Consider the following 13,414-nt stretch of genomic DNA (forward strand, 5'->3'; position numbering starts at 1 on the left):
TGTTAGACCGTTGTTAGACGGTCTCTTCGACCCGGGCTTCGGCGACGCCTTCCGTCGGCGGCGCATCAACCAGCAGGCGCCAGTATCCTCGTTTGGAACCTGCGCCGATGTAGACGTCGCGGATGCTGTCCCAGGTCTCCTTCCGGAATGCCTGCTGGGGGCTGCGCGATCCCAGCCCGTCCATCAGATGCTTGACCTGGACATCGGGGCTGCCGGTCTTCTCGGCGGCGACCAGACGATCGAACAACGTGATCTGATCCGCGCCCGTCAGTGCCAGAGGAGCCTTGCCGGGGATATGCAACGTCGCCGATTGCGTCCCCGACCGGAGAACCTGCGGCGTCGCGCCGCCGCGCGCCAGCGAGCGGTTGGTCCGATAGGCGAGTTCGAGCGCGTCCCTGGAGACGAGGAGATCGTCAGCGCCGGGAGACAGGCAGGAAAGTACTTGGACGATGAGGTTCGGACCGAGATATGCGGGTCCGTCAGCGCTGGCAGACAGTACGATGCCGACGCCGGCCGCGTTCCGCGCGCGCATAAGCTGATCAAGGCGAGAAATCGTCTTGAGGTCATGAAGGCGGCGCGCGAAGTAGATCGGTACATCGGCGCCATCGATCCGCATGGACCCCAGCAACGACAGGTCAGGATCGAGCACCTGCGCCGCCGATTTGTTCAACATCGGTTTCAGAAGCCCGACCACCGTTTCGTGCAGCCACTCGCGGTTGATCTCGTACATCTCGAGATCCGACGTCGGCCTCAGTCCTCCGTCCTTGCCGAAGGCGCCGACAATTCGCGACATGCCCTCGATACCGGATGGCTTGACAGCAGCTTCGCCGCCCATGTCGTCATCGTCGATCAGCACGATGTCCTGCCGCCCCCGCCGGTCGAGAAGACCGCCCTGAATCATGCGATCCGGATCGAGACCGAGTTCGCGCAGATGCTCTCCGCCGACATCGTCTTCAGTTCGGTCGTGAAGCATGACCAGCTGGGGGAAAATCCCACGCAGGTCGGTGGTCTCGATCTGCTTGAATGCACTGAGAATGCCCCAAGCATCGAGCAGCGCGAACCCGAGGTTCCGCTCATCCGGATCCTTGTTGCTTTGAAGATTGCAGCTCTTTGAACCAGAAATGGTGATGTTGAGCGTCCGCACCTTGTCGTCACCGACGCGATTGTAGGTGACGGCAATTCCCACGCGGCTGAAGCCATCGGCGCGCCGGAAGATGTTGTTAGGCTTGAGGTAGCGGTCGGCGACTTCCTCGATATCATCATCCGCCGCCACCTTCAGAAGGAGCTTTCGGCTCCAGGAGCCAAGCCGGATTTCGGCCTCAAGGACGCGGGCGGCGGTGATCTCGTAGCCGGACACACGAGGCAGATCGAGCCGCAGAGAACTGCGAAAGCGCGAAAGGTTGTAGCGCTTCCACGTCAGCGGTTTCTGTGACACGTCGTGGCCGAGTGCTTCCTCGGCGAACGACCCGGCAACGCCCTGTCGAACCACCGAGCTATCCGCGCAGACCTCGATCTGTCGGATCGCGGGTGTGTAGATGAGCGTCGCCTCGTTCGGCGGACGATAATATATCGTCCCGCGGCGCCCGTCGTTCCGGTGGTCATGGACGCTCGACAGCGGCCCGCCATGGCGAACTATCAGCATGATCGACGCGGGATGCGCGGGTGTGGCTGGCAGATCGAGCGCCTTGACTGTGCAGGCCGTCTTGAGCTGAAGGACCTTCGTGATCTTCCCGGCGAGAGCGATCTCGTCGATTACCCCCGAGTTGAGGTTGACCGCCTTTTCGAGTTCCACTTCGAAGGCATCGTACAACTTGCCGTAGTCTCTGAACTTCCTTGCGAAATGGAAACTCTCGGCATCCTCGAATGTCTGGCGGGCGTTCAGGAAGGCCCAGATGCTCTTGCAGAGCGGATCGGGTTGCCGATCGAATTCGAGCGATTGCTCGTCGGTGAGTTGCTGTTCCGTGATGGCCGTGAGGGAGTCGATGCCCTTGCCTTCTGCCAACGCAAGGACGCGACGGGATCGCTGCTCTGCGGGCCGCAACTCGTCCGGGTCGTACTCCGACAAGGTCTGAAGCAGGCCTTGCCGAAACTCATTCACCGCCTCTTCATCTGCCGGGTCGGGAAGCTCGGCAGGAAGGCCGAAATCGGGCTCGTTCTCGCCCTCCCTTACCGCGAGGACCGCTCTCGCAAGATCAACGCGGGCATCCTCGATCAGGCAGTGAACATGCGGACCGATCGGAGATGCTTTGCGCGCCATGAACTTACCTCGATGAACTACTACTCTTGATTGATTCAACCTGCGATAATCATGGACAAATCCGTGATCGGCAAGTCCTGATGTTCTCGCCTCGTTCGCATTTCCGCATCCGGTTCCGCTGAGATGTCCCACCTCGGACGGCTGGGTGGCTTTTGATCGGTAAGCAACACCGATCACGGCTACCGAGACATGAAACGCCCCAATCCGCTCCCGCCCGACCAGATGACGCCCGCAGAGCGCCGCGCCGAGCTGTGCGGCCTGCTGGCGCTCGGGCTGGTTCGGTTGCGGATGCGGGATGGGGGCGAAGTATCTGACAAAACTGGAGAACGTTGCCTACACTATCCGCCTGACCAATGCCGTCATGCAACTCCAACTCACCGGAGAATTGCATGAACAAGCCCGATCCCATCCCCGCGCGCCTGGCCGCGCTCAAGACCACGCCGACGCCCGACCTGAAGAAACAGTGGCGCGACCTGTTCGACAGCGAGCCGCCACCGTTCAACCGTCGCTACCTCGAGTCCCGTCTGGCCTACCGCATCCAAGAACTGGCCTATGGCGGGCTGAGGCCGGAGACGATCCGGCGCCTTGAGCGGCTGGGCGAGGAACTGGACGGCGGCGACAGCAAGAAGCGTAGCATCCGCGCCGATCGCGACCGCCCGATCACCGGCACGCGGCTGCTGCGAGAGTGGCAAGGTGTCGAACAGATCGTCACCGTCACCGCCGATGGCTTCGAGTGGCAGGGTCGGCCCTACAAGTCGCTGTCCGCCATCGCGCGGGCGATCACCGGCACGCGCTGGAACGGCTGGGTGTTCTTCGGGCTCAAGAACCACAGGGGGCGGACATGACGAAGCCGCCGGATAAATCGAAGGTCGTCCGCAAGCTGCGGTGTGCCGTCTACACCCGGAAATCCTCCGAGGAAGGGCTGGAGCAGGAGTTCAACTCGCTCCACGCCCAGCGCGAGGCATGCGAAGCCTACATCGCCAGCCAGCGGTCGGAAGGGTGGGTGCTGGTCCGCGGTCAGTATGACGACGGGGGCATCTCCGGCGGCACGCTGGAACGGCCCGGCCTGAAGCGGCTGCTGGAGGACATCGAGGATGGTCTGGTCGATGTGGTGGTGGTTTACAAGATTGACCGGCTCAGCCGCTCGCTCGCCGACTTCGCCAAGCTGGTCGAGGTGTTCGACCGGAACGGGGTAACCTTCGTCTCGGTCACGCAGTCGTTCAACACCACCACCTCCATGGGGCGGCTGACCCTGAACATCCTGCTCTCGTTCGCCCAGTTCGAGCGCGAGGTGACGGCCGAGCGCATCCGCGACAAGGTCGCCGCCAGCCGGAAGAAGGGCATGTGGATGGGCGGGGTGCCGCCATACGGCTACCGCGTCGAGAACCGGAAGCTGGTCGTCGACGAGGAAACCGCCGCGCATGTCCGCTGGATCTTCGCCCGCTTCCTCGAGATCGGGTCCTGCACGGAACTGGCGCGGGAGGTCGGCGCGCGCGGCATCCGCACGCCGCGCGGCAACCCGATCGACAAGAAATACATCTATCGGATGCTCAGCAACCGCGCCTACATCGGTGAGGCGGTCCACAGGGGCGAGAGCTATCCCGGCGAGCACGAAGCTATCATCGACCGCGAGACGTGGGACAGTGTCCATGCAATCCTGCAGGAGAGCCCCCGGAAGCGCGCCGCCCGCACACGCGCCGACACGCCCGCACTGCTGAAGGGGCTGCTGTTCGGCCCAGATGGCGCCGCCTTCTCGCCGACGCATACCCGCAAGGGCGACAGGCTCTACCGCTACTATGTCAGTCAGACGGTGTTAAAGCACGGCGCCGGATCGTGTCCCGTCGGCCGTGTGCCTGCGGGCGAGATCGAGGCCGCCCTCATCGATCAGATCCGCGCCGTGTTCCGCCAGCCCGAGATCGTTGCGGGAACGTGGAAGGCGGCGCGTGCCCACGCCGACGACGTCTCCGAGGCCGATGCCCGCGCGGCCTTGCAGCAGATCGACCCGCTTTGGGACGAACTTTTCCCCGCCGAACAGGCACGCATCGTCGCGCTGCTGGTCGAGCGAGTCGAAGTCGGCACGCAAGGAATGAATGTCCGCCTGCGCGTCGACGGGCTCGGCAGCCTCGCGCGCGAGATGCTGGCCGGCGGCATCGAGGCGGCCGCATGAACCGCAGCACGCCGATCCCGGAGACTGTGACGCTCCACGTCCCGTTCCGGATCGTGAAGCGTGGCGGGAAGAAGGAGATGCAGTTGCCCGAGGGCGCCACGCAATCGCAGCGTACTGACAGCACGCTGGTCAAGGCGCTGGCCCGTGCGTTCCGATGGAAGCGGATGCTCGAGTCGGGCGAATACGCCACCATCGCCGAACTGGCCGAACGAGAGGGCATCGCGCCCTCCTACATGACCCGCGTCCTACGGCTCACGCTGCTCGCGCCTGACATCATCGACGCGATCCTGGACGGGAAGCAGGGGCCGGAGGTGACGCTCGCGCAGGTGCTGGAGCCGTTCCCGCTCACATGGCAGCATCAGGCGCTGCATTTTTCTCTGTAGGAAGAAAACTGCGCTTTGAAGGATTGACTCGAGGGACGGGCTCGCATAGATCTCTGTAAATCGCCTTACAGAGGATTCTTTCATGCGGCTCGCGGAGCTCTCGGACATTCACTCCGGCTACACGGCGCGCGGCAGGCTCGATCCGCTGTCGGAGGGTGGCGTGCCGGCGCTTCAACTGCGTGACGTCGGAACGAACGGTGAAGCGCCAGGACCGGACTTCCAGAGGTACGACCTGGACAAGCTGTCCGACCGATACTTCGTCCGCGGCGGCGAGGTCGTCTTTCGATCGCGTGGCGAGCCGAACGCCGCGGTGGCCATTCCCGCTTCGCTGCCGGAGCCCGTCGTGGTCATTGTCCCGTTGGTGATCGTTCGCCCCGACAGGGACCGCGTTCTCCCGGAATACGTGGCGTGGGCCATCAACCAGCCCGATGCGCAGCGCAGGCTCGGCGCAGAAGCACAAGGCACAAGCCTCAGGATGATCCCGATGGCGGTCCTCGAGAACCTCGAGATTGCCGTGCCCGACCTGCCCACGCAGAAACGTATCGTCGAACTCGATGCCCTCGCCCGGCAGGAGGGACAACTGCTCCGGCAACTCGCCGCTCGCCGCGAAGAACTCGTAAGCGCCATTCTCGGCGAGGCCGCGAAGGCCGCCGACCAGAAGGAAATTGCCTGATGACCGATCAGATTACCCAACAGCAGATCAATCAAACCGCCTGGGCGGCCTGCGACACCTTCCGGGGCGCCGTCGATGCCGGCCAGTACAAGGACTACATCCTCGTCATGTTGTTCCTGAAGTACATTTCGGACCTCTGGAACGACCATCTCGAAACCTACCGCAAGCAGTATGGCGACGACGTGGCCCGCATTCGCCGCCGCCTCGAGCGCGAGCGCTTCATCCTGCCAGAGGGCGCCAGCTTCTACGACCTCTACGCCCAGCGGAACGAGGCCAATATCGGCGAGCTGATCAACATCGCGCTGGAGAAGATCGAGGACGCGAACCGGGCCAAGCTCGAGGGCGTCTTCCGCAACATCGACTTCAACTCCGAGGCCAATCTCGGCCGCCCTAAGGATCGCAACCGCCGCCTGAAGAATCTTCTCGAGGACTTCGCCAAGCCTGCGCTCGACCTGCGCCCGTCGCGGGTGACCGAGGACATCATCGGCGAGTGCTACATCTACCTGATCTCGCGCTTCGCCTCGGACGCCGGAAAGAAGGCGGGCGAGTTCTACACGCCCACCGCCGTCTCGCGCCTGCTCGCCAAACTGGCGGCGCCGCAGCCCGGCAACACGATCTGCGATCCCGCCTGCGGGTCGGGCTCGCTGCTGATCCAGGCCTCGCAGGAGGTGGGATCCGAGAACTTCGCCCTCTACGGGCAGGAGGTGAACGGGGCGACCTGGGCGCTGGCGCGCATGAACATGTTCCTGCACGCCAAGGACGCCGCCCGCATCGAGTGGTGCGACACGCTCAACAGCCCCGCGCTGGTCGAGGGCGACCACCTGATGCGCTTCGACGTGGTGCTCGCCAATCCGCCGTTCTCGCTCGACAAATGGGGCGCCGAGAACGCCGAAAGCGACCCCTACAGGCGCTTCTGGCGCGGCGTGCCGCCCAGGTCCAAGGGCGACTACGCCTTCATCACCCACATGATCGAGATCGCCAGGCGCCAGTCCGGTCGCGTGGCGGTGATCGTGCCGCATGGCGTGCTGTTCCGGGGCGGGGCCGAGGGGCGCATCCGGCAGCAGCTGATCGAGGAGAACCTGCTCGACGCCGTCGTCGGCCTGCCCGCCAACCTGTTCACCACCACGGGGATCCCGGTCGCCATCCTGATCTTCGACCGCTCGCGCGAGGAAGGCGGCGCGAACGCGGACCGGCGCGACGTGCTGTTCATCGACGCCAGCAAGGAGTTCACGCCGGGCAAGACCCAGAACGTGATGGATGACGCGCATGTGGCGAAGGTGCTGGAGACCTACGCCACCCGCGCCGAAGTCGAGCGGTATTCGCACCGGGCAAGCCCGGAGGAGATCGCCGAGAACGGCTACAACCTCAACATCCCCCGCTACGTCGACACGTTCGAGCCCGAGGAAGAGATCGACGTGGCCGCTGTGCAGAAGGACATCCTGCGGATCGAGGCAGAGCTGGCCGAGGTCCGGGCAAAGATGGCCGGATACCTGAAGGAGCTCGGCGTTGATGCTTGATGGCGGCGATACCTTAAAGCCGTTTCCCGATCTCGGACGTGCCTTGCCAAAGGGTTGGCGAAGAGCCCGGCTGGATGACGTTGCCGACCGCGCGAGCGGCCACACACCGGATCAAGGAAGACCGGAGTATTGGAATGGCGGCGTGGCTTGGGTCTCATTGGCGGATAGTGCCAAGCTCGACCAAGGATACATATCCGAAACCGACAAGCAGATTTCTCACCTTGGCATCAGACACTCATCAGCCGTCTTGCTGCCACCGGAAACGGTGATTCTGTCGCGGGATGCAGGGGTCGGAAAGTCTGCTGTCCTGAAGAGCGAAATGGCTGTCAGTCAGCATTTTATCGCTTGGTCCTGCTCCGCCAAGAGGGTTCTCGATCCGTGGTTTCTTTATGCGTGGATGCAGACGCAGAAGCCCTTCTTTGAGCGCATGGCTGTTGGCTCGACGATCAAGACCATTGGTTTGCCGATCTTCAAGCGCCTGACTATCGATTTCCCCCCCCTCCCCGAACAGCGCAGGATCGCCGCGATCCTGCGGACCTGGGACGAGGCGCTCGAAAAGCTCGCCGCGCTTCGCGCCGCCAAGGCGCGGCGGCTTGAAGGCATCGCCCAGCAGCTTCTGGCCCCCAGCCGGGCAATCGGGCGGGGTGTGCCGCAGTCGAACTGGGCGCCAAGCAGCTTTGGCGACGTGTTCGAGGAGCGGCAGGACAAGAACGCTGGTCTGGGTTCGGACGATGTCGTCACAGTTGGAAAATACGCCATCCGCAAGCAGTCGGAACACTTCACGCGGAGCGTCGCCAGCAAGGATTTGTCGAACTACTGGACGATTTCGCCCGGCGATTTTGTCTACGATCCCATGTCCGCATATTACGGAGCTATCGGACGGTACGCGGGCTCAGCCGACGGGATCGTGAGTCCTGCCTACAGGGTCATCAAGCTGAGCCCCGACGTCGATCCTGAATTCATGGTCGCGCTCCTTCGCACACATCACGTCCGGTTCCTGCTGGAAGCGCGGTCGAGCCAAGGGAACAAGGAGGGAAAGCGCCGTCTCCTGCAACGCGATGAATTCGAAAGCATCGAGTTCAAGCTGCCCTCAAGGGAGGCGCAACGCGAGATCGCCGCGAAGCTTGCGGTGTTTCGCACCGACCTGGAACTGACCGAACGCGAAATCGAAGCCGTAGCTCTGCAGAAGCGCGGCCTCATGCAGAAGCTGCTGACGGGCGAATGGCGGGTCAAGCTGGAGGCGCCGGTTGCCTGACTTCTCCGACTTCATCGTTTATGCCGACGAGAGCGGCGATCACGGGATGGTCAGCATCGACCCGCAATATCCCGTCTTCGCGCTGACCTTCTGCGTCATGCGCAAGGACGAATACGTCAGCGCCATCGTGCCCGCCATGCAGCGGTTCAAGTTCGGCATCTGGGGCCACGACTCGGTCGTCCTGCACGAACATGAAATCCGCAAGAGCCTCGGCCCCTTCGGCCTGCTTCGCACCGACCGGGCGCTGCGCACCCGCTTCTTCGACGAGCTCAACGCGCTGATGGACGCAGCGCCGATGACGATCTTCGCTTCGGTCATCGACAAGGAAAAGCACCGCGCGAAATACGCGAACCCCTGGAACCCCTACGAGATCGCCCTGCATTTCTGCATGGAGCGGCTGCAGGCCATGATGAACCGCTTCGAGCAGCACGGGAAGACCGTTCACGTCGTGTTCGAGAGCCGGGGCGCCAAGGAAGATGCCGAGCTTGAACTGGAGTTCCGCCGCATCGCCAGCAACCAGAGCCATTGGGGCTACCGCCGGCACGACTTCAGCCGCTTCGACTTCCAGCCGGTTTTCATCCCGAAGGCCGCGAATGCCTCGGGCTTGCAGCTGGCCGACCTGACGGCCCGGCCCATCGCGCTGTCGCGGCTGCGCCCGGGCCAGCCGAACCGCGCGTTCGAGATCATCGAGCCCAAGCTGGGAGGGCTCAAATGCTTCCCCTAAGCGCTTGTCAGACAGGAAAAAACAAAGGGGCCCCGGAAACTCCAGGACCCCTTTGTCGACCGGGAAATGCCCAATCCTTTGGTCCGTATATAGCCACAGAGCCCCTTGACCGCAAGTTAATCCGGGCCCGGGAGCGCGCCCCATGACCTTCAACGCCGCCGAGAAACACCAGTCCCAGGTGCCAGCGCTGCAACTGCTGGTGGCCCTCGGGTTTAAGCCGCTCTCGCAGGAGGAGGCGCTGCGCCTCCGCGGCGGGCGCCTGCGGAACGTCGTGCTGGACGACGTACTCGCCGAGCAGCTGATGCGCATCAACCGCTTTACCCATCGGGGCCGCGAGTACGGCTTCGACCTCGAGGACGCGCACGAGGCGATGCGGCGGCTAAAGCCCACGCCAGATCGGCTGAAGGGGCTGCGCGGGACGAACCAGGACATCTACGACACGCTCGTCCTCGGCACGACGATCACGAAGTCCATCGACGGCGATTCGAAGAGCTACTCGTTCCGCTACATCGATTGGGAGCAGCCCGAGAACAACGTCTTCCACGTCACTGCGGAGTTCTCGGTCGAGAGGACCGCGTCGAGTCAGACCAAGCGCTGCGACATCGTTGCGTTCGTCAACGGTATCCCGATCCTGGTGATCGAGAACAAGCGGCCGACCGAGAGCCTGAAGAAGGCGGACAGCCAGCTGATCGGCTACCAGAACGAGGACAACATCCCGCAGCTCTTCCATTTCGCCCAGCTGCTAACGGCCATGAACCGCAACGAGGCGCGCTACGCGACGGTCGGGACGCCGCGTAAGTTCTGGCAGACCTGGCGCGACGAAGAGGATACCGACGAGGCCATCGCGCCCTTCGCCAACCGCGTGCTCACCGCGGTGGAGAAGGACGCCATCTTCTCCGGTGATTTCGCGGGCGCGCGCGCCTATTTCGACGCGATGGCCGCCGAGGGCGACCGCGCGGTCACGGTTCAGGACCGGACGGTGTACGCGCTTTGCCGGCCGGAGCGGCTGCTCGATCTCATCCGCCGCTTCACCGTGTTCGACGGCGGCGTCCGCAAGGTGGCACGCCATCAGCAGTTCTTCGGGATCCGCCGCGCAGTCGAGACGGTCAAGCAGCACGACGTTAGCGGCGCCCGCAAGGGCGGCGTGATCTGGCACACCCAGGGTTCGGGCAAGTCACTGACCATGGTGATGCTGGGGCGGTCGCTCGCTCTCGAGCGAAGCATCGAAAACCCGCGGATCCTCATCGTCACGGACCGCGACGATCTCGACAAGCAGATCAAGGACACGTTCAAGTCGTGTGATTTGGAGCCGGTCCGCGCGACGAGCGGGTCTCACCTTCTGGAGCTCGTCCAGAACAAGGCTCCGCTGGTCACCACGATCATCAACAAGTTCGACACGGCGCTGAGGAACAGCAAGCTGGCGGACGACGACCCGAACATCTTCGTGCTGGTCGACGAGAGCCACAGGACGCAGACGGGGCGCTACGGCGGCCACAGCCAGTTCGCCGCCAAGATGCGACGCCTCCTGCCCAAGGCCTGCTACCTCGGCTTCACCGGCACGCCCCTGCTGAAGAAGGAGAAGAACACGCTTTCGACCTTCGGGCGGCTAATCCACCGCTACGCCATCGACGAGGCGGTCGCCGACGGCGCCGTCGTGCCGCTGCTCTACGAGGGACGACTTGTGGAGCAGCAGGTCTCTGGCACCGTGATTGACCGCTGGTTCGAGAAGATCAGCGAGGGGCTCACCGAGGACCAGAAGCGTGATCTGAAGCGCAAGTTCTCCCGGATGGACGCGTTGGCCAAGACTGACCAGGCCATCCGAGCCAAGGCGTTCGACATCTCCGAGCACTATCGCCAGCACTGGCAGGGGACCGGCTTCAAGGCGCAGCTCGTTGCCCCCTCGAAGGCCGCGGCCGTCCGCTTCAAGGAGGTTCTCGACGAGATCGGCCATGTCTCGAGTGCGATCGTCATCTCCCCGCCGGATGAGAACGAGGGCAACGAGGAGGTCGACCAGGAATCCAAGGACCTCGTCCGCCGCTTCTGGTCGCAGATGATGGCGCGGTACAAGACCGAGGAAGAGTACAATCGCCAGATCATCGATGCCTTCAAGGGTTCCGGCGATCCGGAGATCCTGATCGTCGTCTCCAAGCTCCTCACCGGCTTCGACGCGCCCCGGAACACGGTCCTTTATGTCTGCAAGTCCCTGAAGGAACACAATCTCCTGCAGGCGATTGCGCGGGTGAACCGGCTCTACGAGGACGGCGGAACGGAGAAACAGTTCGGCTTCATCGTCGACTATGAGGGGCTGCTGGGCGAGCTGGACAGTGCGCTGACGACGTACAGCGCCTTCGAAGGCTACGAGGCGGCTGACCTCGCCGGAACGGTGCATGACGTCCGCGAGGAGATCCGCAAGCTGCCCCAGCTGCACGATCAGCTCTGGGATCTGTTCAAACCGGTTCGAAACAAGAAGGACATGGAGCAGTTCGAGCAGCACCTCGCTGACGAGGCGCTGCGCCATGAGTTCTACGGGCGCCTCAAGGCATTCAGCCGCTGCCTGCACATCTCGCTCTCGTCCGACAAGCTGTTCGATGTCTTCGACGAGGCCAAGATCGATGCCCTGAAACGCGACTGGAAGCAGTTCTCCGAACTCAAGCGCTCGGTCCAGCTCCGCTACCAGGAGACGGTCGATGTCCGCGAGTTCGAGCCGAAGATCCAGAAGCTCCTTGATGACCACGTCGTGGCAATGCCGGCGGAAACCATCATCGAGGTGGTCAACATCAACGATCCCGACGCGCTGAAGGCCGTCGTCGAGGAGACAGGGGTCTCTGAGGCGTCGAGGGCCGACCGCATCGCCAGCGCAACCCGGCGGGCGATCACCGAGAAGATGGATGAGGACCCGACGTTCTACAAACAGTTCTCCGAGCTGCTCGAAGAGACCATCCGCGCCTACCGCGAGAAGCGGCTGTCCGAGCGCGAATACCTGAACAGCGTCGTGGACCTCGCGAGCAAGGTCGCGCGCAAGGATCGCGGCCGCGATGTTCCGGAAAGCATCCGGGGCGATGAGGATGCGCAGGCGTTCTTCGGGATCCTGGACGGTCAGCTGAAGACCGAAGGCGATGAGCTGGTAGCCGGCGACGATGCCGCAGCGATCGCTCAACAGATCATCGACATCATCAAGTCCCACCTGATCGTGGACATCTGGTCGAACGAGGTGGCCCAGAACAATCTGCGGAACGCCATCGATGACTACTTCTTCGACGTCCTGCGCGACGAAAAGGGCGTCGAACTGCCCGTGGAGGTCCTCGACGAGCTCGAACTGAAGATTATGGACCTCGCCCGAGCCCGGTTCGCAGCATGACGCGGGAATTGCATTGCCTGCAGTACGGTGAGCAGGAGATACGATACGAAATCGTCCGCCGCCCGAGGAAGACACTGGAGATCGCCGTCGAGCCGGATGCGTCGGTGGTGATCGCGGCCCCGGAAGACGCGACACTAGACGCCATCGAAGCCAAGCTGCGGAAGCGCGCGGCATGGGTGACGAGGCAGCAACGGTACTTTGCCCAATTCCTGCCGCGGACGCCGGAGCGCAGGTTCGTCGCCGGAGAAACGCATCTTTACCTCGGGCGCCAGTACCGGCTGAAGGTCGTCCCGCATGTCCAGGAAAGCGTGAAGCTGATCCGCGGCTTCATCGTCGTGCAGACTCACCGGCCGACTAGGCCGGAGGTGACACGCGAACTGGTCGAGGCATGGTATCGAGACCGGGCCAACATCAAGTTTCCGGAACGGATCGAACTCTGTCTCGGTCTGTTCCCGGATCCCGAGGCATTCAGGCCGAAAGGTCTCATCGTACGCCAGACCCGGCAGCGATGGGGGTCCATGTCACCGGCCGGACGTCTGCTGCTGAACCGCCGCCTCGTGCAGGCGCCGGTCGACGCCATCGACTATGTGATCACCCACGAGCTCTGCCATGTGGCGGAGCCTCATCACGGCCCCGCATTCTTCGAGCTACTCGACAAGGTGATGCCCGATTGGGAGCGTCGGAAGCAACGACTGGAGCGGGCAATGGCCTGAGAACTTCCGAACCCGGTCGCGGCAGACGCAAACGCGACTCCAATCCAAGCAATTTCAGAGGCTTGAATTTCCTACGCTTCTACAAGAACTTACGAGAAATTCACCAAATCCGCGCAGTCATGAGGTCCAGAGAATATCGGCCCGGAGAGACCGCTTCCGGCCCTCCCGGCACAGAGGCCGGTGCTCAGCCCCTCCTGCATAACCCTCGAAAACAACGGAAAAATCCGGCCGCGGCCGGATCGGGAGAACGCTTTCGCGGGGGCAAGTGGCGGAGGGGATGGGCCTGATATCCAACCTTCTCTTGTGGATGCCGCCCTCATTTGCAAGGAATTTCTGAACATTAGACATGTGATCGAGTGCGGACTCT

Annotated in this window: 10 protein-coding genes; 9 read left to right on the forward strand and 1 reads right to left on the reverse strand. The window is 63.2% G+C overall.

The genetic code is table 11. The features are described from left to right. Positions 1-13 precede the first annotated feature (13 nt). Positions 14-2,257 (reverse strand): hypothetical protein, encoded by a 2,244-nt coding sequence (locus PXD02_RS05970; RefSeq protein ID WP_275105967.1) that lies wholly within the window; start codon positions 2,255-2,257, stop codon positions 14-16. A 389-nt stretch (positions 2,258-2,646) separates the two neighbouring features. On the opposite strand from PXD02_RS05970, the gene PXD02_RS05975 reads away from it, so the two are divergent. The 9 genes from PXD02_RS05975 (at position 2,647) to PXD02_RS06015 (ending at position 13,047) form a co-directional block, all read left to right on the forward strand. Beyond that, positions 2,647-3,102 (forward strand): DUF2924 domain-containing protein, encoded by a 456-nt coding sequence (locus PXD02_RS05975; protein ID WP_275105968.1) that lies wholly within the window; start codon positions 2,647-2,649, stop codon positions 3,100-3,102. Then, positions 3,099-4,424, forward strand: coding sequence for a recombinase family protein (locus tag PXD02_RS05980; RefSeq protein WP_275105969.1), 1,326 nt, complete (start codon positions 3,099-3,101; stop codon positions 4,422-4,424). Before PXD02_RS05975 ends, PXD02_RS05980 begins: the two co-directional genes overlap by 4 nt. Next, on the forward strand, positions 4,421-4,807 hold the full coding sequence (locus PXD02_RS05985) for a bacteriophage-like protein (protein WP_041375641.1): 387 nt from the start codon (positions 4,421-4,423) through the stop codon (positions 4,805-4,807). The genes PXD02_RS05980 and PXD02_RS05985 overlap by 4 nt, the downstream gene beginning before the upstream one ends. Positions 4,808-4,889: 82 nt before the next feature. Further along, a complete protein-coding gene (locus PXD02_RS05990) occupies positions 4,890-5,480 on the forward strand; it encodes a restriction endonuclease subunit S domain-containing protein (protein WP_275105970.1) in 591 nt (196 codons plus the stop codon). Beyond that, positions 5,480-6,997, forward strand: coding sequence for a type I restriction-modification system subunit M (locus PXD02_RS05995; RefSeq protein ID WP_275105971.1), 1,518 nt, complete (start codon positions 5,480-5,482; stop codon positions 6,995-6,997). Before PXD02_RS05990 ends, PXD02_RS05995 begins: the two co-directional genes overlap by 1 nt. After that, positions 6,990-8,252, forward strand: coding sequence for a restriction endonuclease subunit S (locus PXD02_RS06000; RefSeq protein WP_275106366.1), 1,263 nt, complete (start codon positions 6,990-6,992; stop codon positions 8,250-8,252). Before PXD02_RS05995 ends, PXD02_RS06000 begins: the two co-directional genes overlap by 8 nt. Then, entirely contained in the window at positions 8,245-8,976 is a 732-nt protein-coding gene (locus PXD02_RS06005) for a DUF3800 domain-containing protein (RefSeq protein WP_275105972.1), read from the forward strand. The genes PXD02_RS06000 and PXD02_RS06005 overlap by 8 nt, the downstream gene beginning before the upstream one ends. Before the next feature lie 142 nt (positions 8,977-9,118). Further along, positions 9,119-12,334 carry a type I restriction endonuclease subunit R gene (locus PXD02_RS06010; RefSeq protein ID WP_275105973.1) on the forward strand — a complete coding sequence of 1,072 codons (3,216 nt, stop codon included), beginning with the start codon at positions 9,119-9,121 and terminating at the stop codon, positions 12,332-12,334. After that, positions 12,331-13,047 (forward strand): M48 family metallopeptidase, encoded by a 717-nt coding sequence (locus PXD02_RS06015; RefSeq protein ID WP_275105974.1) that lies wholly within the window; start codon positions 12,331-12,333, stop codon positions 13,045-13,047. The genes PXD02_RS06010 and PXD02_RS06015 overlap by 4 nt, the downstream gene beginning before the upstream one ends. Positions 13,048-13,414 lie beyond the last annotated feature (367 nt).

The sequence above is a fragment of the Paracoccus sp. S3-43 genome, from assembly GCF_029027965.1.
In the GTDB taxonomy this organism is placed as follows: Bacteria; Pseudomonadota; Alphaproteobacteria; order Rhodobacterales; family Rhodobacteraceae; genus Paracoccus.